Below are 23,031 nucleotides of genomic sequence, written 5' to 3'. Positions count from 1 at the left end.
CGGCGCTTGTTTTCCAGGCGGCGATCAGTTGCCGTAGATATCCATCGGGAAGTACTTCTTGCGGATTTCCTCGTACTTGCCGTTGGCGCGGATGGCGGCGAGCGCCTTGTTGAGCTGCGCGGTCAGTTCCTTGTCCTTCTTGCGCACGGCGATGCCGATGCCCTCGCCGATGACGCCCTTCTCTTCGGCGCTCTTGCCGAACAGTCGATCGCCCGCGACATCGTAGCCGTTGCCTTCGGGTTTGGTCAGGAAGCCGCCGTAGGCTTCGAGGTAGTCGGCGAAGACGGCATCCAGCCGGCCCGACTTCAGGTCGAGGTAGGCTTCATCCTGCTTCGCGTAGCGGACGAGGTCAGGCCCCTTGCCTTCCCAGTACTTGGTGGCGAAGTTGTCCGACACGGTGCCGCGCTGCACACCGACCTTCTTGCCCTTGAGCGAGGTGGTGTCGGGGCGCAACGGCGAGCCGCCCTTGGCGATCAGCGCCAGCGGCGAGGCGTAGTACTTCTCGGTGAAGTCGACCTTGGCCTTGCGCTCCTCGGTGATCGACATCGACGCGACGATGGCGTCGAACTTGCGTGCGACCAGGGCCGGGATCATGCCGTCCCATTCCTGCTTCACCCACGTGCACTTGGCCTTCATCTCGGCGCACAGCGCATTGCCGATATCGACATCGAAGCCCTGCAGCGACCCATCGGCGGCGGTGATGTTGAACGGGGGATAGGCGCCCTCCGAGGCCAGGCGGATCTCCTTCCAGTCCTTTGCGAAGGCGCCACCCGCGGTGAGGGCGAGCATGGCGAAAATCAGTGCAGTCTTTTTCATCCGGAATTCCTCATGAGTTCTTCTCAGCGGTTGCGCGCCCCTGGGTTCGGCGCGCGCGCAAGACCACGGCATCGTTGGATCAACAACACGAAACGCTGCGCATGGTGGCAAAAAATCCCCTGCACCTCAATGAGGGCTCTCCACCATTTTTGCAGCGCAGTATTTTTTCGCGGACAGATCGTCCTTCCGCGCAAAGTCTCATTGCTACAAGGCTCGCCTGCTGTCAATCGGGTCCATCCGCAGCCGCTACCCTCGCAGCGGAGGGGGGCAAAGCTGATAGCAAATGTCGCAAAACTGTCACCACGGTCGCAACAACCCCGGAAAAACCGCGGAATTCGCGGGTTTCGCGGCAATGGGAAGAATGGGTACGCAACTTGCTGGCGTCGCACTGCAAGTTGCCAGTAAGCTCTTCGTTATATAACCCCATAAATAATTCATATAAAACAACTGACTTTCCCCGATCCGAGATGGTTGAAATTCTGGAGACAAGAGTCGGCGAACTGGTCAACGGTTCGCCGGTGGCCACCTTCGTCATCGACAACGAGCACCGCGTCCGCTACTGGAATCACGCATGCGAGCTGATGCTGGGTGTATCGGCAGACGAGATGGTCGGCACGACGGAGCAGTGGCGCCCCTTCTACGCCGAGCGCCGTCCCGTCATGGCCGACCTGGTCGCCTCGGGATGCATCGAAATGCTCATCCCGTCGTACTACGCCGGCAAGTATCGGCCGTCGAAGAGCATCCCCGGCAGCTACGAGGCGGAGGATTTCTTCCCCCACCTCGGCGAGGGCGGGATGTGGCTGCACTTCACGGCGGCGCCGATCCGCAACGAGCGCGGCTGCGTGATCGGGGCGATCGAGACCCTGCAGGACGTCACCGAGCGCAAGGAGGCGGAGCGCCGCCTACAGGAACTGCTGGACGAGCAGCGCGTGATCTTCGACAACGCGCACGTCGGCATCGCCTACATCCAGGATCGCGTGATCCTGCGCTGCAATCCGCGCATGGCGGAGCTCTTCGGCTATGCGGAACCGCAGGACCTGGTCGGCCAGAAGACCGCGATGCTCTACCCGTCGAATCGCGATTGGCGCGAGAACGGCATCCGCCTCTATCACCGGCTCGAAGCACAGGGTTTCAGTGAGGACGAGGTGATGTTGCAGCGGCGCGACGGGCAGCCGATCTGGTGCTATCGCATCGGCCGCCCGCTCGATCCCCAGCGCCCCCACGGCGGTTCGATCTGGGTGTATTCGGACATCGACGCGCAGAAGCGTCAACAGCGCCAGCTCGAACTGGCAAGCACGGTGTTCGAGAACAGCAGCGAGGCGCTGATGATGTGCGACGCGGAGAACCGCATCATCAGCATCAACTCGGCTTTCACGCGCATCACCGGCTATGGCGCGGAGGAGGTCATCGGTCGCACGCCCGCCGTGCTCAAGTCCGGGCGCCACGACAGCGACTTCTATCGCCAGATGTGGGAGATCCTGCTCGCCGAGAACCGCTGGGAGGGCGAGATCTGGGACCGGCGCAAGAACGGCGAGATCTATCCGAAACGCCTGTCGATCTCCGTGGTGCGCGACAATGCCGGCCGCATTGCGCACTTCGTCGGCGCCTTCTCGGATGTGACGCGGCGCAGGCAGGCGGAGGAGCGTGTCCGCTTCCTCGCCCGCCACGACGCGCTCACGGGCCTGCCCAACCGCCGCCTGCTGCGCGAGCGCTTCGCCCAGGCCGCCGAGCACGCCCTGCACACCGGGCACCACCTCGCCCTGCTGTTCCTGGATCTCGACCATTTCAAGCGCGTGAACGACTCGCTCGGGCATCCTGTGGGCGATGCGCTGCTGATCGCCGTGGCCGACCGCCTGCGTCATGCGCTGTACGGCAGCGACATGATCAGCCGCCTGGGCGGCGACGAGTTCGTGATCCTGCTGGAGCACGTTCCCAGCCCCGAGGACGTCGTCAGCGTGGCCCGCAAGATCGAGGCCTGCATGGAGGCGCCGGTGGAGATCGAGGGGCAGGTGCTGAGCGTCGGCGGTTCGATCGGGGTGGCGGTCTTTCCCGGGGACGGCCGGGATTTCGACACCCTGCTGCAGAAGGCCGATACCGCGATGTATCACTCGAAGGAATGCGGACGCGGCACCTTCAGCTATTTCGACGAAAAGATGAACGCCAAGGCGGCCGAGCGCCTGATCCTGCACGGCGGCCTGCGGCAGGCCCTGGGGCGCGACGAGTTGAGCCTCGTCTATCAGCCGCAGGTCAATCTGCGCACCGGGCGCGTGTTCGGCGCCGAGGCCTTGCTGCGCTGGACGCCGCGCGACGGCGAGCCGGTGAGCCCGAGCCGCTTCATCCCCGTCGCAGAGGAAAGCGGCCTCATCCTCCCCATCGGCGAGTACGTGATCCACGAGGCCTTCCGCCAGGCGCGACGCTGGTGCGATGCAGGACTCCCGATCCAGGTGAGCATCAACGTCTCGGGAATCCAGATCTATCGCTCTGACCTCGTCGCGACACTCGCCGCGGTGCAGCGCGATACCGGCGTGGCGCCGGACCTGATCGAGCTTGAGCTCACCGAATCGACGCTGATGGAAGACGTGAACGCGGCGCGCGAAGTGCTCGATGCGCTGAAACGCGCCGGCTACGGGCTCGCGATCGACGATTTCGGCACCGGCTACTCGAGCCTCGCCTACCTCAAGCGCTTCCCGCTGAACAAACTGAAGATCGACCGCTCCTTCGTGACGGACGTGTGCAGCAACGCCGAAGACAGGGCGATCGCTCGCGCGGTGATCCAGATCGCCCGCTCGCTCAATCACCGCGTGATCGCCGAGGGCGTGGAGACGGTCGAGCAGGCGGCGCTGCTGCGCCGCCACGGCTGCAATGAGGCCCAGGGTTACCTGTTCGGCCGCCCGATGGCGGCGGATGAACTGGCGGGACTGCTCGATGCCCCCGCCACTGCGGCGAGGCACCATCTGGAGCGGCGGTCGGGAGGCGCCCGGAGGGATCGGCGCCGGCCGGGCTACGCGGCCAATTGAAGCAGGACAGCTTCTCCCCGGAAGCTTGCCCTGCGTCCGTGGCTCGCCCGCCACGGGCGCCCGGACTGCTGGCGCCCGGCGTGCAGCCGGGTGATTACTCCATGTAGTGGCCGACCCCGATCAGCGAGTCGCCGTCGCGCCGCACGTAGGAACGCTTCTTCTCGACGCGGTTGGTGACCGGGTTGCGCCACACGTAATCGACCGTGGCTGAGTCGGCCGATTTCAGCTTCTCGATCATCTCGGCAACGATCTTGTGACCCTCGGCATCCGCGAGGCCACTCGCATCGGTGTCCGACAACGCGGGATTCATCCCCATCGCCTCGAACTTGCCGCTGCCGAGATTCACCATGAACACGTAGAGGTCGTCCTTCACGAAAGTGCCGCGGCGGTCATTGAACGCGGCGGCGGCCTTCGCATGACCTTCGCTGTGAGCAAGGGCAACCGCGCGATCGAGCATCGCGCGCGCATCGTCGGCGTTCGCGCGCGGTGCCGAGTAGCCGACGCCCAGCACGTAGCCGCCGATCTTGCGCACGTAACTCACCTTGGGCTCGACCTTGTTGGTCACGCGGTTGAGCCACATGTAGCGCACCGTCGCCTCGGGCGTGACACGCGTGCTGTCGATCATCTCGCGGAACAACGGGTTACCCGCCGCGTCGGTGGTGTTCAGCACGGTGAGGCCGACGAGCGCCTCGGGCGCCGCACCGCTCGCCTGATAGACGCCCTTGTCGTCGATCACGAACACGTACAGGTCCTTGTGCACGAACTGGCCGCTGCGGTCGTTGAAGGCGACGAAGGCACGCTCGGGGCCATTCGCTTCCATGTACTTGACCGCCTGATCGAACAGCGTGCGCGCTTCGCGCGGGGTGCTGCGGTCCACCGCCGTGGCGGACTGCGCGGCGAGCGCAAGCAGGGTCGCGGCGGCGAGCGATTTCAGGGGGAGTTGTTTCACGTGCGGTTCCTCACTGACGGATGCGAAAAATCGATGCTTTGGCGAGATGGTCGGCTGAACCCGCCCGGGCGCCATTGGGCCATCCCGGGCAGGCCCAGGCAGGCTCAGCCGACCACCCCGGCGAACCGGGGCGCTTGCCGGGCGGACACGTCCGCCCGGCCCCCGCCAGCCGATCAGGGTTTATGGAGCTTGAACACCCACACGGAACCGCCCTGCTCGAGCATATTCACGCGCTTGGCGACGTCACCGCCCCACAACGGCACCGCACCGCCCCAGCCGGACACCACGGCGACGTACTGTTCGCCGCTGTCTTCCCAGGTGATCGGCGGCGCGATGATCCCGGAACCGGTCTGGAACTTCCACAGTTCCTTGCCGTTGGTCGCATCGATCGCCTTGAGGTAGCCCTCGGGAGTACCGTAGAACACCAGGTTGCCGCCGGTGGTGAGCACCCCGCCCCACAGCGGCGCGTTGTTCTTCACCTCCCAAACGATCTTGCCGCTGACCGGATCGACCGCGCGCAGCGAGCCGATGTAGTCCTCGTTGAGCGGCTTGATCGTGAAGCCCGCGCCGAGGTAGGCCGCGCCGCGCTTGTACGACACCGGCTCGTTCCAGATGTCCATGCCCCATTCGTTCGACGGCACATAGAAGTAGCCGGTCTTCGGGCTGTATGCCATAGGCATCTGGTTCTTGCCACCGAGGAAGGAAGGGGCAGCGAAGATCGATTCGCCCTTCTTGCCTTCGCCGCCTTCGGTGAAGGGGTTGGGCGGACGCTTGCTATCGTTGAAGACCGGACGGCCGGTTTCTAGGTCGATGCGGTCGGCCCAGTCATGTCGATTCACGAACGGGAACGCGTTCTTCAGTTTGCCATTGGTACGGTCGAGCACGAAGAAGAAGCCGTTGCGGTCCGCCTTGCCACCCGCCTTGACCATCTTGCCGCTCTTCGGATCCTTGTAGTCGAAGGACACGAATTCGTTCACACCGTCGAAGTCCCAGCCGTCGTGCGGCGTGGTCTGGTAGTGCCACACGATCTTGCCGGTATCGGGGTCGATCGCGAGGGTCGACGACGAGTACAGGTTGTCGCCCGGGCGCAGCCAGCTGTTCCACGGCGCGGGGTTGCCGGTGCCGATGAAGATCAGGTTGACTTCCGGATCGTAGTAGGCAGACAGCCACGGGGCCGCACCACCCGATTTCCACAGGTCACCCGGCCAGGTGGCGTTGGTCGTGCCGGAGGTGCCGTTCTCGACCTGCTTGCCGTCCTTGTCGTACTTGAAGCCCATGTGACCTTCGACCGTCGGGCGGGACCAGATCAGCTTGCCGGTCTTCGCGTCGCGTGCATCCACGCGTCCGACGATGCCGAACTCGCCGCCGGAGTTGCCGGTGATGACCATGCCCTTGACGATCTGGGGTGCGGCGGTGAAGGAGTAGCCCGCCTTGTAGTCTTCGATCTTCTCCTTCCACACGACCTTGCCGGTGTCCTTGTCCAGCGCGACCAGTTGTGCGTCGAGGGTGCCGAAGATCACCAGGTTGCCGTAGATGGCAGCGCCGCGGTTGATCACGTCACAGCATGGCATGATGCCGTCGGGCAGGCGATGCTCGTACTTCCACAGCTTCTCGCCGGTTTTCGCGTCGAGCGCGAAGATGCGGCTGTAGGAGGCGGTCACGTACATCTTGCCGTCAAAGATGATCGGCTGCGACTGCTGACCACGCTGCTTCTCGCCACCGAAGGAGAACGACCACACCGGCACGAGGTTCTTCACCGTCTGCGGGTTGACCTTCGCCAGCGGGCTGAAACGCTGCCCCTTGGTGCCGAGACCGTAGGTCACGATCTGCGAGGTGTTGCCGGTGCCGTCCGCGAGGATGTCGGCGTCGGTCACCTCCTTGGCCTGCACGCTCCCCATGCTTGCCAGGGACAGCGCGAGGGCGGATACCGCGACCGACCAGCCTGCGCGTTTCCGGATCTGCTCCATTTGAATCCTCCTTTTCGAATCTCGTCGTATTGTTGGAAACCGCCTCCCTGACCGGGCGACCGGATTCGGCAACAGGATTCGCAAAGGGCGTGCCACCGTGCCGCGCCCCCCCCGAAAATCCGCTCCGGTTCCTGAAACATGGCCCAAGGAACAGTTTTTTCAAGGCGCAATCGGGACACCTAGCGCTTTTCATTGTTCTGATTGACAGCACCTGTTCCGTTTTGGAGCAATTACACCCCGGATCGTGCACAGATGCGCTGCTCCGCTGTGTGGCACATCCCTTGCTCGATTTGGTGCACAAACAAGGAGGGCGGCATCGACCGCCCCCGCGGAGGAGACCCGATGCGCAGTTCGACCCTGATCGTGCTGGCGATGTTTTGGATGTACCCCCTGACCGAGGCGCCGGCCGCGCCCCCGGCCGTTGACGCGGTCGCGGCGGACCCGCTCGATTCCGCGCGCTGGGGCGACATGGTGAAGACCTTCTTCCCGAACGACAGCGTGGTGTTCGATGCACGCGTGAAGGTCGCAGCCCCTGCGATCGCCGAGGACTCGCTCAACGTCCCGGTTTCCGTCGATGCGAGCGCACTGCCCGGTGTGCAAGAGGTGCTCGTGTTCGCCGACTTCAATCCCATCCTCGCGGTGCTGCGCTTCGAGCCGAAGAAGGCGCGCCCCGCCCTCGGCTTCCGCCTCAAGCTGCAGCAATCTTCGCCGGTGCGCGCCGCCGCCCGCACCGCCGACGGCGTATGGCACGTGGGCGGCACGTGGATCACGGCGACAGGCGGCGGCTGCACCGCGCCGTCGACCGGCTCGGGCTCGCCCGAATGGCAGGAGCGCCTGAACGAGGTCAGCGGCCGCATCTTCCCGCGCGTCGACGGCGGCGAACGCCTGCGCATGCGCGTGATCCACCCGATGGACACCGGCCTCGCCCCCGGCATCCCGGTCTTCCACATCGAGGAGCTGACGCTTGCCGACGAATCCGGCGCGGAACTGATGCGCATCCGGGCCTACGAACCGGTGTCCGAGAATCCGCTGTTCACGATCGACCTCCCCGCGGAGGCCGCAGCCGGCACGCGCATCCACGCGCGCGGTCGCGACAACAACGGCAATCGCATCGACGCATGGGTGACGCAATGAGAACGCCCGCCTTGGTCCGTGCGCTGCTTCTCGTCGGCTCTGCCCTGGCACTCGCACCGGCGGCGACCTCGACCGCGGCGCCCTCTGCCCTGCCCGACGCCGCCCGCTTCGACTACCGTCTGGAACCGCGCCAGATCGCACCTGGCGTGTACGTCTTCGTCGGCCTGCGCGAAGACTTCACGCCCGCCAACGGCGGCAACATCGTCAACACCGGCTTCCTCGTCGGCACGGATGGCGTCGTCGTCATCGACACCGGCCCTTCGCGTCGCTATGGCGAACAGATGCTCGCGGCGCTCCGGCGCGTGACGCCGCTGCCGGTGGTGCTGACGATCAACACCCACCACCACCCGGACCACTTCCTCGGCAACCAGGCCTTGCCCGCCGCCACGCTCGCCGCGCTGCCCGAGACGCTGCACGGCATCCGGAAGGACGGCGAAGCCTTCAACGAGAACCTCTACCGCATGTCCGGCGACTGGATGAAGGGCACCGAGCGCGTGACGCCCGCCCAGGCGCTCGCGCCCGGGCGGCGTAACATCGGCGGGCGCGACATCGAGATCCTTGCGCTCGACGGCCACACGCCCGCCGACCTCGTCCTCATCGATCATGCGAGTGGCACCGTGTTCGCGGGCGACCTGCTCTTCCACGACCGCGCCGCCACGACCCCGCACGCCAAAGTCACGCACTGGCTCGCCGCACTGGAACGCCTCGCCGCGATCCCCGCCAGGCAGTGGGTGCCCGGCCACGGCGACCCTTCGACCGATGACACGCCGATGCGCCAGACGCGCGCCTACCTCGAGTGGCTCGCCGCGACGATGCGCGAAGGCGCCGAATCCGGCCTCGACATGACCGAGATGCTCGCCCGCCCCATCCCGCCGCAGTTCCGCGGCCTTGCGGAGGTGGAACGCGAATACCGACGTTCGGTCGTCCATCTTTATCCGGCCGCGGAACAGGCCGTCCTGGAGAAAGCCCGTGCGCGCTAGATCGACCACCCTGGGCGCCCGCGTCGGCCTCGTGCTCGCCGCGGTCCTCGCACTCGTGCTGCTCGCCGCCACCGGCTGGTGGGTGCGCGAGACGCGCAAGTCGATCCACGAGGAGGTGCTCGCCGCCAGCCACGTCGCGCAGCAATGGGTCGCCGTGCTCGTCTCCGAGACCCTGCGCGACCGTGCCGACGGCCCCGAGCGCCTGATGGCCCACCTGCGCGCGGTGGGGCGGCTGCGCGCCAACCAGCTGGAAGTGCACGCCCCGGACGGCGCCCGCCTTTACGTGTCGCCCGAATCGACTTACAAGCCGGGTCGCTTCGCCCCCGATTGGTTCGCCGAGCACATGACGCCCGCGCTGCCGGTGCGCCACTTCGACGCCGGCGACCGCCAGATCGTGCTGCGCCCGGACGCCTCGCGCGCCGTGCTCGACGCCTGGGACGATCTCGCCGCCGGCCTCGGCACCGCCCTCGCGCTGCTGCTGGTGCTCGCCCTTGCCGCGCGCCTGGCGCTGCACCGCGCGCTCGCGCCGCTCGCACAGATCGACGCCGCCCTCGCGCGCGGCGCCGACGGCCGCTTCGATGTGCGCCTGCCCGGCTACCGCGTCGCCGAACTCGACCGGCTGGCCGCGAGCTACAACCGCCTCGCCGACACGCTCGACGACACCCGCGCGCACAACCTGCGCCTGGAGGAAGACCAGGCCTTCGCCCGTGCCGTTCAGGCCCGCCTCGAAGAGGAGCGCCGCGTGATCGCGCGCGAGCTGCACGACGAACTCGGCCAGGCCATCACCGCGGTGCGCGCGATCTCCGGCGCCATCCTGCAACGCAGCGACGACCAGCCGCAGCTCCACGGCAGCGCCCAGGCTATCCTCGCGATGACGGGCCAGATGCAGGACGGCGTGCGCACGATCCTGCAGCGCCTGCGTCCGGCAAGCACCGGCGCCGGCGAGCTCGACCGCGCCGTCACCGACTACTGCCGCCTGTGGTCCGGACACCACCCCGACATCCGCGTCGACTGCCGCACCGCCCCCGCCAGTGAACCGACCAGCGAGGCGCTGGGCCTCACCGTGCTGCGCCTGCTGCAGGAAAGCCTCACCAACGTCGCACGCCACTCGGGTGCCACGCAGGTCGACGTGCGGCTCGACTTCCAGCCCGGCGCCGTCGCACTCGAGGTCTGCGACAACGGCCGCGGCCTGCCTTCCGACCCACGCCCCGGCCGCTACGGCCTCACCGGCATGCGCGAGCGCGTCGCCGAACTGCACGGCGAACTCGAATTCGACACCTCCCCCGGCGGCGGCCTGCGCGTCTGCGCCCGGCTGCCCTCCAATCCCTCCGAGATTCGCACCGAGGAAAGCCCCCATGGCCACCAGTCTTGAGAACCTCCGCCTCGTCCTCGCCGACGACCACGCCATCGTCCGCATGGGCTTCCGCATGCTGCTCGAAGGCGCCGGTGCCACCATCGTCGCCGAGGCCGACAGCGGCGAGGCCGCCATCGCCGCTGTCGGCGAACACCAGCCCGACGCCCTCGTGATGGACGTGACCATGCCCGGGCTGGGCGGGCTGTGCGCGCTGGACCGCCTGCGCGCGCGCCACCCCGGCGCCCGCGTGCTGATGCTCTCGGCACACGAGGACTCGCAGATCCCGATGCGCGCACTGCGCTCCGGCGCCACCGGCTACCTCTCCAAACGCGCCCAGCCGCAGGAACTGGTGCGCGCGGTCGCCCAGGTCGCGCGCGGCCAGCGCTACGTCGACCCCGAACTCGCCCCGCAGCTCGCGCTCGCCCAGTTCGGCGGTAGCAACGACCCCGCCGACGCACTCACCGACAAGGAATTCGCCGTCTTCCTGGAACTCGCGAAAGGCAATTCCGTGACCCAGGTCGCCGACACGCACAAGCTCAGCCCCAGCACGGTCGGCACCCACCTCTACCACATCAAGCAGAAGCTCAACGCCGCGAATGCCGCCGAACTGGCGCTGATCGCCGTGCGTTCGGGCCTGATCGAAGCCTGAGCGCAAATCCGCGGGACTTCCCGCTCGGAGCGGCTGCACAAAACCCGACGCATCCCGCATTAGCGCCTATTATTTAAACGGAGTACCTGAAGGGAATCTGCAGACTGCGCGGGGCGCCCGCGCCGGCGGCACGCCGGCATGGCCACGACTCCGCATCCGGGGAGTCAGGCCATGCTGCGCGACCGCCTCGAGCTGCCGGTGGCGATGCTGTCGCAGCCGGACGAAACCACCTGTGGGCCGACCTGCCTTCATGCGATCTATCGCTACTGGGGGCGCGAGGAACGGCTCGACGATGTCATCGCTCGCACGAACAAGCTGCAGCGCGGCGGCACGGTCGCCGTCTTCCTCGCCTGCGACGCACTGCGCCACGGCTTCGACGCAACCATCTACACCTACAACCTGCTGGTGTTCGACCCCACGTGGTTTGCGCGCGGCGTCGATCTCGCCGAGCGGCTGCAGCGCCAGCGCGTCGAAAAGGCCGACGATCTGCGGGTGCAGGAAGTCACCCGCGGCTATCTCGAATTCCTGCACCTGGGCGGGCAGCTTCGCCTGAAGGATCTGTCACGCTACCTGCTGCGCGGCCTGATGCGCCGCGGGCTGCCGATCCTCACCGGCCTGAGCTCCACCTACCTCTACCGAACGCCGCGCGAGTACGGCCCGCAAGACATTCCCGACGACATCCGCGGCACCCCCGGCGGGCACTTCGTCGTGCTGTCGGGCTACGACCGCCCGCGCCGCACGGTGCGCGTGTCGGACCCCTACGGCCCGCACCCGTATGGCGGCACACGCGACTACTGGCTCGGCATCGACCGCGCCGTGGGGGCGATCCACCTCGGCATCGTCACCCACGACGCCAACCTGCTGGTGATCCGTCCCTCATCCGGGAGACAGGCATGAGCATGCTGGTGGTCGTCAGCAACCCCAAGGACTGGTCGCTGGCCTTGCCGGACGTCAACGTCGTTTCCGCCCGCGAATACCTCACCGACCCCGCCTGCGCCGGACATGGCGTCACCCAGGTGTTCAACCTGTGCCGCTCCTACCGCTACCAGAGCCTCGGCTACTACGTGTCGCTGCTCGCCGAAGCGCGCAGCCAGAAGCCGTTGCCGGGCGTGACGACGATCGAGGACCTGCAGTCCCAGAACCTCGTGCGCCTGCTCACCTCGGACCTGCACGGTCTGATCCAGAGCGCGCTTGCACCAATCCGGTCCGACAGCTTCACGCTGAGCATCTACTTCGGACGCAACCTCGCCGAGCGCTACGACCTGCTGAGTCGCCACCTCTTCAACCTGCTCCAGGCCCCCCTGCTGCAAGCCGACTTCGTGCGCAAACACGACAGCTGGCAGGTGAAAAGCGTCGTCGCCGTCACCGTCACGGAGGTTCCGCCGCAGCACCGGGACTTCATGATCGAATCCGCGCGCGCCTACTTCTCCGGCCGCTGGCCGCGTCCGCGACGCCGCTACCTGCCGCGCTTCACGCTCGCGATCCTGCGCGACCCCGACAACACTCAGCCCGCCTCCAACGCCGCGGCGATCCGCAAGTTCGAGAAGGCCGCGCGCGCACTCGGCCTCGCCACCCAAGTCATCGGCCGCCAGGACCTCGCGCGCCTGCCCCAGTTCGACGCCCTGTTCATCCGCGACAACACCTTCATCAACCACTACACCTACCGCTTCTCGCGCCGCGCGGCAGCCGAGGGCCTGGTCGTGATCGACGACCCGGTCTCCATCCTGCGCTGCAACAACAAGGTCTACCTCGCCGAACTGCTGCCCCAGCACAACATCGCCACGCCGAAGACCCTGCTCGTGCATCGCGGCAACGTGCAGGACATCATCCCCGCGCTGGGCCTGCCCTGCGTGCTCAAGCAGCCCGACAGCTGCCTGTCGATCGGCGTCGTTAAAGCCGAGACGGCCGAGGAATTGCAGGCGCACGTCACCCGCCTGCTCGAAAATTCCGAGCTCATCGTCGCGCAGGAATTCCTGCCCACCGAGTTCGACTGGCGCGTCGGCATCCTCGACCGGCGCCTGCTCTTCGTGTGCAAGTACCACATGGCGCGCGGGCACTGGCAGATCATCCACCGCGACGCCGAACACAACACCTACGAGGAAGGCCCCACAACCGCCCTCGCGCTCGAGGAGGCCCCGTCGGAGGTCCTGCGCACCGCCCTGCGCGCCGCCAATCTGATCGGCGACGGCTTCTACGGCGTCGACCTCAAGCAGGTTGGCGACCGCTGCTGCGTGATCGAAGTGAACGACAACCCCAACGTCGACGCCGGCAACGAGGACAACGTGCTCAAGGATGCGCTCTACCACCACGTGATGGACGTGTTCGCGACGCGCCTCGAACACCACGCGGGGCGACTCGCATGAACAGCCCGGCACAACCGCTCAAGGCCTTCAGCGGCTGCGGCATCGAGCTCGAATACATGATCGTCGACCGCGACACGCTCGCGGTGCTGCCGATCGCCGACCGCCTGCTGCGCGACGCCGACGGCGGTCAGCTCGCCGAAGTGCCGCGCGGCGAATTCGCGTGGTCCAACGAGCTCGTGCTGCACCTCGTCGAACTCAAGAACGTGCGTCCGAGCGCGAATCTTGACGTGCTCGGGCCGGGCTTCCAGGCGGAGATCCGCCGCATCGACGCCGAACTCGCGCATTACAACGCCCGCCTGATGCCCACCGCGATGCACCCGTGGATGGACCCGGCGCGCGAAACCCGCCTCTGGCCGCACGACAACGCCGCCATCTACCGCAGCTACGACCGCATCTTCGACTGCCGCCAGCACGGCTGGGCCAACCTGCAGAGCATGCACGTGAACCTGCCCTTCGCCGGCGACACGGAGTTCGCGCGCCTGCACGCCGCTGTGCGGGTGCTCCTGCCGCTGCTACCCGCGCTGGCCGCGAGCTCCGCCGTCGCCGACGGGCGCCGCCGGCACGAACTCGACTTCCGCATGGAGTCCTACCGCTTCCATCCGCGGCGCGTGCCCTCGCTGATGGGCAGCGTCATCCCCGATAACGCGTCGAGCCGCGCCGAATACGAGGCCAAGGTGCTCGCGCCGATGTACCGCGACATCGCCCCGCTCGACATCGAAGGGGTGATGCAGCACGAATGGCTCAACACCCGCGCGGCGATCCCGCGCTTCGACCGCAGCGCGCTGGAAATCCGCATCATCGACCTGCAGGAATGCCCACAGGCGGACCTCGCCATCGCTGCCGCGACCACCGCCGTCGCGCAGGCCCTGTTCGAGAACCGCTGGAGCTCGCTCGCCGCGCAGCAGGCGATCGACACCGCCACGCTCGCCGCCATGCTCCTCGACACGATCCGCGACGCTGACCGTGCGGTGATCGCCGACCCGGCCTATCTGCGCCTGTTCCACTTCCCGCATGGCTGCTGCGAAGTGCGCGAACTGTGGCGACACCTCCTCGACGCCTGCGCCGGCCATCCGCTGCTCACGCCCGCGACGCAGCCCGCGCTCGACACCCTCCTCAACTGCGGCCCGCTTGCCCGCCGCATCCTCGCCGCGGTCGGCGAGCCTTTCGACCGCGAGCGCCTCGCCGCCGTGTACCGCGAACTGTGCGATTGCCTGGCCGCCGGGCGCCTCTTCGCCGGGAACGCGCGATGAACGCCCGCCACGCCTTCCTCGTCACCTGCGAGCATGGCGGCAACCGCGTACCGCCGCGCTACCGCGACTGCTTTGCCGGACACGAAGCACTGCTGGAAAGCCACCGCGGCTACGACCCCGGCGCGCTCGCGATCGCACGCGACCTCGCCCGCGCGCTGCACGCCCCGCTGATCTACGCGACCACGAGCCGCCTGCTCGTCGACCTCAACCGCACGCTGGGCCACCCGCGCCTGCACTCGGACATCATCCGCACGCTGCCCGAGCCGATACGGTGCGAAATCCTCGACCGCTACTACCTGCCCTTCCGCCGCCGCGCCGAGGCGCTGATCGAGGCCGAGGTCGCGGCCGGCCGCAGCGTGATCCACGTTTCCAGCCACAGCTTCACCCCCGTGCTCGACGGGGTCGTGCGCCAGGCCGACGTCGGCCTGCTCTACGACCCCGCCCGCGGGGGCGAACAAAGCCTGTGCGCGGAATGGCTCGCCCGCCTGCGCGCGCGCGCGCCTTCCCTGCGTGTGCGGCGCAACTACCCCTACACGGGTAAATCCGACGGCTTCACCGCCTACCTGCGGCGCTGTTTCGGTCCCGAGGGCTACGTCGGCATCGAACTCGAAATCAACCAGCGCTTCGTCCGCCCGGTGCAACCCGGCTGGCACGCCCTGCGCGCCGACATCGTCGCCGCGCTGCAGGACGCGCTCGGGCGCATCGCGGTGCGCTGATCCCGTGCGCTGCAGGCGGTGCTACTCCAGCCGCAGGAAGTTCTCCGCCAGCGCGTCCGGCCCGAAGCGCTCGATCAGGCCTTCCATCTCGGCGAGCAGGCCGTCATCCTCGTCGTCCTCGAGCACCCCGTCGCCGACGAGCCGCGTCAGCAGCCCCGCTGCCATCGCCTCGCGCACCTGCCCGAGGGTCGGCAGGCTCTCCTCGTCCGCTTCGTTCACGAGTGTCTCGATCACGCGCGACAGAGGTTCGCTCGCGCTCACCTGCAGGAAGTCGACCGCGACCGAGTCCTCGCCGTACTCCTCGATCAGGGCATCGAGTTCGTCGAGGTCGGACTCCTCGACGTCGAAATGGTGCATCCGCTCCGCCGCCTTCACCGAAGGCGGCAGCACGTCCGCCACCAGCGTGCGCAATTGCCCCAGCGTGATCGGCTGATCGACGTCGGGATCGTTGCAGCGGCTCTCGATCAGCTCGGCAAGACGGGTGCTCACGCGCACCGACGCGTCGATCGGATTGCGGATCATGGCTGTTCTCCCCTTGAACGTACAACCCTCATTGTCATTTTCAATCTATGCCGGATTCGTCAACATGCAAGGCCGCAAGTGCCGGCCCGCGACGCGCCCGTGCCTCGTCGCGCCTCGACCGGCGCAATTCACGCGCATGGCGGTTTTCTGGCCTAGTATGGAGTTCCGCCCGCCGCCATCCGCCGCTCGCGGCAACGGCCGCGGGCACGAAGCACATCCTGCAACCACCCGAAGACCAGGAGGAAACGATGGCGTTCATGCTGAAGATCCAGTGGGACATCAAGGCCGGCCGCGAAGCCGACTTCCGCGCCAATCAGGCCGCGCTGTGCAAGGTGATGCTGGAACACCCCGGCGTGATCTGCTACCACGCCGACTACCCCTCGCCGCGCGTGAGCCAATGGACGGAAATCTACGCCACCGACGCGGCCTTTGAGGCGCACCTCGCCAACGAAAAGGGCAAGGCGCCGCTCGCCACCCTGATCGACGCCTGCGACAAGATCACCTGCCAGTGCTGGGGCAATCCGGACGCACGCTCGAAGGAAATTCTCGTCGGCTTCGGCACGACCTACCACGAGACGGCGGAAAACGCCTTCGTACTGAATCCACGGGCCGACAAGGACTCGCCGGTCTGATCCACCGCCGGCGCTCCGTCCGGCGGGCGGTGCGGACCGCGGGCTGCTCGGGGGGCTCCCGCGGCTGAATCAATTCCGATCGTCGTTGCGATCCCACCACGGGCGGTCGCCATCATCATCCCGGCGATCGCGCCGGCGATCATCGTCATCATTCCCCCGGCGGTCCCGCCTGCGGTCATCGTCGCGGTCGCGGCGGCGCTCCTTCTCGCGTTCCCAGCGTCGATCGTCACGTTCGTAACGGTCACCCCGCCACTCTTCCCGGTGCCCCTTGTAGCGAATCTCCCGCGGATAGTGGCTGCGCGGCAGCTCCACCCAGGGGCCGGAGCGCGAGTTCGCGTAGCGCCACCGGCTGTTCTCGTACACATAGTAGTAACCACGGTAGTAATAATACGGCTCCACGTCGAACTCGACGATGGCCGGCAGTGCCGGCGCCACGACCACGGCGCCGCGCGGAGGCGCGACGACGCATGCGCTCAGCACGAGGGCCGCGAGCGATGCAAGCACGAGCTTCTTGTACATGTACATTCTCCCGAACGGATGACACCGCCGATCGCCGGACGTCTGCATCGGGGCAGAGCACCGGCACGTCTGAACATTACGACCGGATATTATCCTCCTGCCCGGAACAATCGCACGTCTCCAATCGTCACGCAGCGCGCCGCGCCAGCAGCAACAGGTTGCGCGGCGTGAGCGCGCGCGCGCAGAAGGTGCCCGCCTGCACGGAGAACCCGGCCTCCTCCAGCCCCAGCGCGAGGTCCATCACCAGCCACACTTCGAGCGCACGGCGAAAGGCGTGGCGGACCACCTCGAAGCGGCGCACCTCGTCGCGGCGCCGCTCGCCGACGGCAAGCCAATGGTCCCAATCCACCGCCGCCGGCAGGCGCACGCCCTCACGCCCCGCCAGCGCACGGCAATAGCCGACGAAATCGAGCGACAGCCATGACGCGGGCACCGGCTTGAAACTGCGCACGGCTTCGCCCTCGAGTTCGTTGCGCAGCGCGACGAAACCCAGTTTCCACGCCTGGTCGCGCGCCAGACGCCGACGCACGTTGCGCGGTGCGGTGACCGTCTCCGTCACCGCCAGCCGCAGCGCGCGCTCATCGAGCGCAAGCGTCGCCTCGCGGCTCAGGGGCCGGTAACCTTCCGCCGCACCGAGGTGATAGCAGCACGGCGCAATGCGGTAGCTGTGCGCATGATCTTGGGCGGCATGGCGGACCAGCGTGCGATGCAGCTCGCCGCAGGCATGCAGCGCGACGACAGCATGGCCGCGCACATGGCGGCGGGCGCCCTCGTCCAGCGCGTCGCCGCAGGTCACGCTCTGCTCCACCCCGCTCCCGTCGGCCAGGCGCTCGGCGGCCCCGCACAGCGCGGAATCGATCTCCAGCAGGCGCACCGGCACCCGGTCGAGGAGCGCCAGCCGGCGCCCCAGGTGCCCCTTGCCCGCGCACCACTCCAGCACCGGCGCAGCGGTAGCCGGCCCGTGTGCGGCGAAGGCCTCGATCTGCGCAAGCTTGCGGCCGGGGATGAACAGGTCGGCGCGGGGGTCGCGGGGCGGCAGGTCGCGCGCGGCGAGCTGCCGCACGGTGCACAGCGCCTCCAACCTTTCGGCCGCGGACAGGCGCGGCGCGAGCCATGCGCGAACCGCGTCGGGATCGACGATGAACCGGTCCAGCGTCGCCTCGTCGAGCCCGAGCACCGCATCGGCGAGCGCCGGATGTGCCTCGCACCAGGCAGGCCGTCGCACCTGGAACGGCGACGGCCGCCAGAACGCCTCGTGCGCATGCAGCTCCGATTGCAGTTCGAGAAGGCGTTCGCGGTGGTTCATGCGCTACGGCAGGATGTGATTGCGGAGGCGCGAGTATCGCAAACTCCCGCGCTCCGCGGGCAAGCCAGCACGGTCTGCACCCCGATTGCCACCGGCACGGCCGGCGAGTAGGCTCCGGGGAACCGGGAACGCCATCCGGAAAACATTGCCACACGTCTGCGCCGCCAGCGGCGGGCGTTATCTCTCGCATCCCCCACCCCCGTGAAGGAGCCCATCAATGAAGCTGTTTTTGAAACCCGGTGCATGCTCGCTCTCTCCCCACATCGTCCTCGAGGAAGCGGGTCTGAAGTACGAGACGGAAGTCGTCGACCTGAAGACGAAGGTCACCGCATCGGGGCAGGACTACTGGAAGATCAACCCCAAGGGTTACGTCCCGGCACTGCAGCTCGACAATGGCGACGTGATCACCGAAGGCCCCGCGATCGTCCAGTACCTTGCAGACCTGGTGCCGGGCAGGAAGCTCGCGCCGGCCAATGACAGCATCGAGCGCTACAAGCTGCAGGGCTGGCTCACCTTCATCGGCACCGAGATCCACAAGAACTTCAGCCCCTTCTTCAACCCGGCGACGCCCGCCGAGTGGAAGGCGATGTGCCGCGCGAACCTGGAGCGTCGCTTCGCCTACCTGGCCGAGCAGCTCGCCGGCAGGGACTACCTGATGGGCGCCGACTTCAGCGTCGCCGACGCCTACCTCTTCACGGTGGCGGGCTGGGCGAAGTTCATCGAGCTCGACCTGTCGCAATGGCCCGCACTCGCCGCCTACCAGGCTCGCGTCGCCGCACGCCCCGCGGTGGTCGCGGCGATGAAGGCCGAAGGGCTGCTGTGACGGCGTGAAACGGCCCTCCCGGCTCACGCCGGGAGGCTTTGCCGCCACGCGGCCGGCAGAATGCGGAGGGACAAGCCATGGACTCGCAGCTCAAGGACATCACCGTCGAACGCCTCACCGGCGGCAGCACCACGATCGGCGAATACGCCGGCAAGGTGCTGCTGATCGTGAATACCGCCAGCCAGTGCGGCTTCACCCCGCACTATGCCGGGCTCGAGCAGCTCCACGAGAAATACCGCGCGCGCGGGCTGGTGGTGCTGGGCTTCCCGTGCAACCAGTTCGGCACGCAGGAGCCGGGCGACGCCGCCGAGATCGCCGCGTTCTGCGAGACGAACTACGGCATCAGCTTCCCGATGTTCGCCAAGATCGAGGTCAACGGCGACAACACCCACCCGCTCTACGCGTGGCTGAAGGCGCATGCGAAAGGCGTGCTCGGCACCGAAGCGATCAAGTGGAACTTCACGAAATTCCTCGTCGATCGCAGCGGCACGCAGGTCGAGCGCTACGCCCCGATGACGCCGCCGGAAGCCATCGCCGACGACATCGAAGCACTGCTTTGAAGGCAGCGGGACGCCTCGGACGTCCGATGAACCCACGAGCGCCCGCCGGAATCGAAACCTCCACCAGACAGACGCAAATCGTCCAGCCATGAAGACCTTCGACCACAGCAAGCTCGACCGCATCGTCGCCGACGCCCGGCGCAACGCCGACACGCGCAGCGACGGCTACCGCGAACGCGCGCTGAAGATCTACCCGTGGATCTGCGGCCGCTGTGCGCGCGAGTTCACGCTCGCCAACCTGCGCGAACTGACGGTGCATCACCGCGACCATAATCACGACAACAACCCGCCCGACGGCAGCAATTGGGAGCTGCTGTGCATCTACTGCCACGACAACGAACACCAGCGCCAGCTCGAAGCGCAGGCGGGCAGTTCGATCCAGACGGACAACGGCGCGGTGGCAACGTACAACCCGTTTGCCGACCTGAAGGCGAAGCTGGCGAAGGGAAAATGATCGTCCGCGGCCCCGGCGCGCGGCCGTCGCGGCGCAAGCGCGCCGGTTGCGCTCAGTCGAGCGCTTCCAGCTCCACGAGCGTCGCTCCCGCAACGGAATCGACGATGCGGATCGCCCCGCGGCCGGCCTCCTTGGCCTCGTACATCGCGGCATCCGCCCGCTTGAGGATGAGGTCTTCGCTGACTTCGGTGTCCAGGAACATTGCAACGCCGATGCTTGCCGAACAATGGTGCCTGACCGTGCGAGCGCCTTGGCCGGCGTGCTCGACCGTCAGCACATAAGGGTCGGACAGGCAGGCGAGAATCTTCTGCGCAATATGCTCGGCGTGGCGGCGCGCCTCCACCCGATCGGGCAGCAGGTCGCCGAGCATCACCACGAATTCGTCGCCGCCGAAGCGCGCCACGGTGTCCATCTCACGCACGCAGTTTTGCAGCCTCTGTGCCACTTCCACCAGCAGCAGATCGCCGACGTCATGGCCGTGCGTATCGTTCAGCGGCTTGAAATTGTCCAGATCGATGAACAGCAGGGCACCCTGCCGGCCCGTGCGCCTTCTGGCCGCCAGCGCCTGATGCATGCGATCGTGGAACAGGCGGCGATTCGGCAGGTTCGTCAGGGCGTCATAGAAGGCGAGCTGGCGGATCTGCTCTTCCATGTTCTTGCGCTCGGTGATGTCGGACCCCAGCGCAACGTAATGCCGGACCTGGCCATGCTCGTCGCGGACGACGGTGATGGTCTTGTGTTCGGGATAGATCTCCCCGCTCTTGCGGCGATTCCACATCTCGCCCTGCCAGCAGCCATCCTCGGCGAGACGCTGCCAGAGTGCGGCATAGAACGCCTCGTCATGCCGCCCCGATTTCAGTATGCGCGGGTTGCCGCCCAGCACTTCCTCGCGGCTGTAGCCGGTGATGCGGCAGAAAGCTTCGTTCACGTCGATGATCTCGCCGGTCGCCGTGGTGAGCGCGATCCCCTCGTAGGCGTGGGTGAAAACACTGGCAGCAAGGCGCAATCGGTCTTCGGCGAGCCGGCGGGACGTGATGTCGGTATGCATGACCACCACGCCCTTGCGGTCGGCCCCCAGCGGGTTGACGGTCATCGCGAACCAGCGCTGGGCATTTGGCGCATGGCAGGGGTATTCGAAGCTGAAACTCGGCAATCGACCGTCGAGCACCGCCCGGATCCCTTCGCCGGCCCCGTCGGTGGCGCCGTTTTCGCTTGCACCGCAGATCGCCAGGTATGAGGTTCCGACATCGGTGTTGGGTGCGGTTCCTCCCGGCTCGACGCCGTTCTCGATGGCAAATCGCCGCCACGGTTCGTTCACGGCGATGATGATCCCGCTGCCGTCGAGGACGGCGATCTGGCTCGGCACCGAATCCAGCACGCCCTGCACGAACACGCGGCTTTCGCGCAAGGTTTCCTCGACCTGCTTGCGCTCGGTGATGTCCGTCGAGATTCCGCACAGCGCGTAGATCTCGCCACTCTCGTCGCGCAGGGGCAGCTTGACGGTCAGGTAGGTCGAGGTGCGTCCGTCCTTGCGATTGCGGTTGGTTTCTTCCATCCGGAACGAACGCCCTTCTGTCAGGACCTGTGCGTCGCCCGAGCGAATCTGGGCCACGGTGTCGGCATCGAAGAACTTCTCGTCCCCGTACCCGACGATCTCCTGCTCCGTCACGCCGAACAATTCGCACACCTTGCGATTCGCGAACAGGTACCGTCCGCTCCTGTCCTTCATGTAGATGTATCCATCGACGTTTTGGAGAATCGTGGCGAGCTTCCGCTCGTTTTCCCTCAGCGCACGATCACCCTTCGACAGGGTTTCCAGAAGCCGATTGAACCCGCCGATCAACTCACCCACCTCATCCTGCCGGACGACCGGCAAGGGTTGCGGAAACGCTTTCAGATCCGAAATTGCGGCCAGCGTCTTCACCGTATTGAGCATCGGTGCGAGCTGGCGCTTCAGCAGCACCCACGTGAGCCCCGCAGCGAACAGGCTGAGCAGGAACGCGGCAACCAGCACGCGCCGCTGTACCGCGCGGATCGGCGCGAATGCATCCTCGATCGGCAGGGTGACGGCCGCAAGCCAGCCCGCCAGCGGAATGCTCTTGACCGAGGCAAGAACTTCCGCACCGACCACATTGCGAATTACCCCGGACCCTTCGAAACCGTCGATGAACCGGTCGATCGACGGATTTTCGCCCGGAGCAGGCAGCACCTCCATGATCCGCGCCTTGTCCGACGCGGCGAACACCCGCCGGTCGCGCGGCGCAACGAGCACGTACGATCCGGTGCGACCATACGCGTTGCCGGCGATCCGATCGATGAAATTCGGTTTCGACAGTTCGGTCATCCCCAGCACCGCCCCCACCACGCGACCCGTGGCGTCACGGACGGGCGCCGCCATCCCGAACATCGCCGCACGCGCATCCTCGCCCATCGACGGCCGCCCGATCGTCGCACTTCCCTGCCTGAGTGCGGCCGCAACATCATCCCGATCGGCGAAATTCACCCCGATCCGGACGGCCGACGCCGGCGGGCCCGCGATCGCGGTGCCGCCGCCATCCAGTACGGCAACCCCGCCATTGAACAAGTCGAGCAAGACCGGATTGCGCTCCAGCAGTGTCTGCAAGTCCGATGCGTCGTGCCCCGAGGTCGCGGCGATCGTGCCGGCAAAGATCTCCAGCGCATGCAGCCGCTTCGCAAGAGCGTCATTGACGCCCGCGGCCAGCACGGTCGCGGTCGCGAACTGCTGCTGTCCCATAAGACGCCGCATGTCCTTGCGCAACGCATGGCTGGCATAGAGGGCCAGCGACCAGATGCTGACCAGGAAGATGCACAGCGTAACGAGGGTGATCCGCGTGTTGAGCGATCGCCACCGAAAATCAGGCAGATTCATTCGATCACCTGTCCATGACCTTGTCTTTCGGAAATTGTCGAAGCTGTCCTGCGTCAGGACAACAGCAGCGACGCAGGTGCAAGGATTCAAGCGCCGCACACCTCAGCGCCGGCCAAAGGTAAAGTTTACT

20 protein-coding genes are annotated in these 23,031 nt (G+C 66.9%); 13 read left to right on the top strand and 7 right to left on the bottom strand.

Annotated features, from left to right (window positions below; genetic code table 11):
• Positions 1-24: 24 nt before the first annotated feature.
• Positions 25-816 (bottom strand): ABC transporter substrate-binding protein, encoded by a 792-nt coding sequence (locus ToN1_RS20100; protein WP_169205169.1) that lies wholly within the window; start codon positions 814-816, stop codon positions 25-27.
• A 467-nt stretch (positions 817-1,283) separates the two neighbouring features.
• Between ToN1_RS20100 and ToN1_RS20095 the strand changes: the two genes are divergently transcribed.
• Entirely contained in the window at positions 1,284-3,833 is a 2,550-nt protein-coding gene (locus ToN1_RS20095; RefSeq protein WP_169205168.1) for a sensor domain-containing protein, read from the top strand.
• A gap of 94 nt (positions 3,834-3,927) precedes the next feature.
• Here the strand turns inward: ToN1_RS20095 and ToN1_RS20090 are convergent, their stop codons facing one another.
• A complete protein-coding gene (locus ToN1_RS20090; protein WP_169205167.1) occupies positions 3,928-4,782 on the bottom strand; it encodes a cache domain-containing protein in 855 nt (284 codons plus the stop codon).
• Positions 4,783-4,955: 173 nt separating this feature from the next.
• A complete protein-coding gene (locus tag ToN1_RS20085) occupies positions 4,956-6,749 on the bottom strand; it encodes a methanol/ethanol family PQQ-dependent dehydrogenase (RefSeq protein ID WP_169205166.1) in 1,794 nt (597 codons plus the stop codon).
• Positions 6,750-7,091: 342 nt separating this feature from the next.
• Between ToN1_RS20085 and ToN1_RS20080 the strand changes: the two genes are divergently transcribed.
• The 8 genes from ToN1_RS20080 to ToN1_RS20045 all read left to right on the top strand — a co-directional run bounded on the left by ToN1_RS20080 (position 7,092) and on the right by ToN1_RS20045 (position 15,195).
• The gene (locus ToN1_RS20080) at positions 7,092-7,883 is read left to right on the top strand and encodes a quinoprotein dehydrogenase-associated SoxYZ-like carrier (protein WP_169205165.1); all 792 of its coding nucleotides are present in this window, start codon (positions 7,092-7,094) and stop codon (positions 7,881-7,883) included.
• A complete protein-coding gene (locus tag ToN1_RS20075; RefSeq protein ID WP_169205164.1) occupies positions 7,880-8,863 on the top strand; it encodes a quinoprotein relay system zinc metallohydrolase 1 in 984 nt (327 codons plus the stop codon). The genes ToN1_RS20080 and ToN1_RS20075 overlap by 4 nt, the downstream gene beginning before the upstream one ends.
• The gene (locus ToN1_RS20070) at positions 8,853-10,235 is read left to right on the top strand and encodes a HAMP domain-containing sensor histidine kinase (RefSeq protein WP_169205163.1); all 1,383 of its coding nucleotides are present in this window, start codon (positions 8,853-8,855) and stop codon (positions 10,233-10,235) included. The genes ToN1_RS20075 and ToN1_RS20070 overlap by 11 nt, the downstream gene beginning before the upstream one ends.
• A complete protein-coding gene (locus ToN1_RS20065; protein WP_169205162.1) occupies positions 10,219-10,866 on the top strand; it encodes a response regulator in 648 nt (215 codons plus the stop codon). Before ToN1_RS20070 ends, ToN1_RS20065 begins: the two co-directional genes overlap by 17 nt.
• 171 nt (positions 10,867-11,037) lie before the next feature.
• A complete protein-coding gene (locus ToN1_RS20060) occupies positions 11,038-11,763 on the top strand; it encodes a cysteine peptidase family C39 domain-containing protein (RefSeq protein WP_169205161.1) in 726 nt (241 codons plus the stop codon).
• Positions 11,760-13,229 (top strand): RimK family protein, encoded by a 1,470-nt coding sequence (locus tag ToN1_RS20055; RefSeq protein ID WP_169205160.1) that lies wholly within the window; start codon positions 11,760-11,762, stop codon positions 13,227-13,229. Before ToN1_RS20060 ends, ToN1_RS20055 begins: the two co-directional genes overlap by 4 nt.
• Complete coding sequence (locus tag ToN1_RS20050) at positions 13,226-14,479, top strand: glutamate-cysteine ligase family protein (RefSeq protein ID WP_169205159.1); 1,254 nt, start codon at positions 13,226-13,228, stop codon at positions 14,477-14,479. The genes ToN1_RS20055 and ToN1_RS20050 overlap by 4 nt, the downstream gene beginning before the upstream one ends.
• Positions 14,476-15,195, top strand: a complete 720-nt coding sequence (locus ToN1_RS20045; RefSeq protein ID WP_169205158.1) for an N-formylglutamate amidohydrolase — start codon at positions 14,476-14,478, stop codon at positions 15,193-15,195. Before ToN1_RS20050 ends, ToN1_RS20045 begins: the two co-directional genes overlap by 4 nt.
• Positions 15,196-15,216: 21 nt before the next feature.
• Here ToN1_RS20045 and ToN1_RS20040 read toward each other — a convergent pair whose 3' ends face one another.
• Positions 15,217-15,717, bottom strand: a complete 501-nt coding sequence (locus ToN1_RS20040) for a hypothetical protein (protein ID WP_169205157.1) — start codon at positions 15,715-15,717, stop codon at positions 15,217-15,219.
• A gap of 248 nt (positions 15,718-15,965) precedes the next feature.
• Between ToN1_RS20040 and ToN1_RS20035 the strand changes: the two genes are divergently transcribed.
• Positions 15,966-16,349 carry a putative quinol monooxygenase gene (locus ToN1_RS20035; protein ID WP_169205156.1) on the top strand — a complete coding sequence of 128 codons (384 nt, stop codon included), beginning with the start codon at positions 15,966-15,968 and terminating at the stop codon, positions 16,347-16,349.
• 69 nt (positions 16,350-16,418) lie between these two features.
• Here ToN1_RS20035 and ToN1_RS20030 read toward each other — a convergent pair whose 3' ends face one another.
• A complete protein-coding gene (locus ToN1_RS20030) occupies positions 16,419-16,868 on the bottom strand; it encodes a hypothetical protein (protein ID WP_210147872.1) in 450 nt (149 codons plus the stop codon).
• Positions 16,869-16,995: 127 nt separating this feature from the next.
• Positions 16,996-18,174, bottom strand: a complete 1,179-nt coding sequence (locus ToN1_RS20025; protein ID WP_169205155.1) for a methyltransferase — start codon at positions 18,172-18,174, stop codon at positions 16,996-16,998.
• A 217-nt stretch (positions 18,175-18,391) separates the two neighbouring features.
• On the opposite strand from ToN1_RS20025, the gene gstA reads away from it, so the two are divergent.
• From gstA to ToN1_RS20010, 3 genes are all read left to right on the top strand, one after another.
• On the top strand, positions 18,392-18,997 hold the full coding sequence (gene gstA / locus ToN1_RS20020) for a glutathione transferase GstA (RefSeq protein ID WP_169205154.1): 606 nt from the start codon (positions 18,392-18,394) through the stop codon (positions 18,995-18,997).
• Between the two features lie 77 nt (positions 18,998-19,074).
• Complete coding sequence (locus ToN1_RS20015; RefSeq protein ID WP_169205153.1) at positions 19,075-19,557, top strand: glutathione peroxidase; 483 nt, start codon at positions 19,075-19,077, stop codon at positions 19,555-19,557.
• Between the two features lie 88 nt (positions 19,558-19,645).
• Positions 19,646-20,011 carry a YajD family HNH nuclease gene (locus tag ToN1_RS20010; RefSeq protein WP_169205152.1) on the top strand — a complete coding sequence of 122 codons (366 nt, stop codon included), beginning with the start codon at positions 19,646-19,648 and terminating at the stop codon, positions 20,009-20,011.
• 52 nt (positions 20,012-20,063) lie between these two features.
• Here ToN1_RS20010 and ToN1_RS20005 read toward each other — a convergent pair whose 3' ends face one another.
• Positions 20,064-22,991 carry a PAS domain S-box protein gene (locus tag ToN1_RS20005; protein WP_169205151.1) on the bottom strand — a complete coding sequence of 976 codons (2,928 nt, stop codon included), beginning with the start codon at positions 22,989-22,991 and terminating at the stop codon, positions 20,064-20,066.
• Between the last annotated feature and the right edge of the window lie 40 nt (positions 22,992-23,031).

This window comes from Aromatoleum petrolei (genome assembly GCF_017894385.1).
GTDB lineage: Bacteria > Pseudomonadota > Gammaproteobacteria > Burkholderiales > Rhodocyclaceae > Aromatoleum > Aromatoleum petrolei.
Note: the sequence above shows the minus strand (reverse complement) of the source record. Positions and strands in the feature narration are given on the sequence as shown.

Coding starts and splice junctions, on each gene's coding strand:
- ToN1_RS20100 (WP_169205169.1), bottom strand. CDS start 816: ATGAAAAAGACTGCACTGATTTTCGCCATGCTCGCCCTCACCGCGGGT.
- ToN1_RS20095 (WP_169205168.1), top strand. CDS start 1,284: ATGGTTGAAATTCTGGAGACAAGAGTCGGCGAACTGGTCAACGGTTCG.
- ToN1_RS20085 (WP_169205166.1), bottom strand. CDS start 6,749: ATGGAGCAGATCCGGAAACGCGCAGGCTGGTCGGTCGCGGTATCCGCC.
- ToN1_RS20080 (WP_169205165.1), top strand. CDS start 7,092: ATGCGCAGTTCGACCCTGATCGTGCTGGCGATGTTTTGGATGTACCCC.
- ToN1_RS20075 (WP_169205164.1), top strand. CDS start 7,880: ATGAGAACGCCCGCCTTGGTCCGTGCGCTGCTTCTCGTCGGCTCTGCC.
- ToN1_RS20065 (WP_169205162.1), top strand. CDS start 10,219: ATGGCCACCAGTCTTGAGAACCTCCGCCTCGTCCTCGCCGACGACCAC.
- ToN1_RS20060 (WP_169205161.1), top strand. CDS start 11,038: ATGCTGCGCGACCGCCTCGAGCTGCCGGTGGCGATGCTGTCGCAGCCG.
- ToN1_RS20055 (WP_169205160.1), top strand. CDS start 11,760: ATGAGCATGCTGGTGGTCGTCAGCAACCCCAAGGACTGGTCGCTGGCC.
- ToN1_RS20050 (WP_169205159.1), top strand. CDS start 13,226: ATGAACAGCCCGGCACAACCGCTCAAGGCCTTCAGCGGCTGCGGCATC.
- ToN1_RS20045 (WP_169205158.1), top strand. CDS start 14,476: ATGAACGCCCGCCACGCCTTCCTCGTCACCTGCGAGCATGGCGGCAAC.
- ToN1_RS20040 (WP_169205157.1), bottom strand. CDS start 15,717: ATGATCCGCAATCCGATCGACGCGTCGGTGCGCGTGAGCACCCGTCTT.
- ToN1_RS20035 (WP_169205156.1), top strand. CDS start 15,966: ATGGCGTTCATGCTGAAGATCCAGTGGGACATCAAGGCCGGCCGCGAA.
- ToN1_RS20030 (WP_210147872.1), bottom strand. CDS start 16,868: ATGTACAAGAAGCTCGTGCTTGCATCGCTCGCGGCCCTCGTGCTGAGC.
- ToN1_RS20025 (WP_169205155.1), bottom strand. CDS start 18,174: ATGAACCACCGCGAACGCCTTCTCGAACTGCAATCGGAGCTGCATGCG.
- gstA (WP_169205154.1), top strand. CDS start 18,392: ATGAAGCTGTTTTTGAAACCCGGTGCATGCTCGCTCTCTCCCCACATC.
- ToN1_RS20015 (WP_169205153.1), top strand. CDS start 19,075: ATGGACTCGCAGCTCAAGGACATCACCGTCGAACGCCTCACCGGCGGC.
- ToN1_RS20010 (WP_169205152.1), top strand. CDS start 19,646: ATGAAGACCTTCGACCACAGCAAGCTCGACCGCATCGTCGCCGACGCC.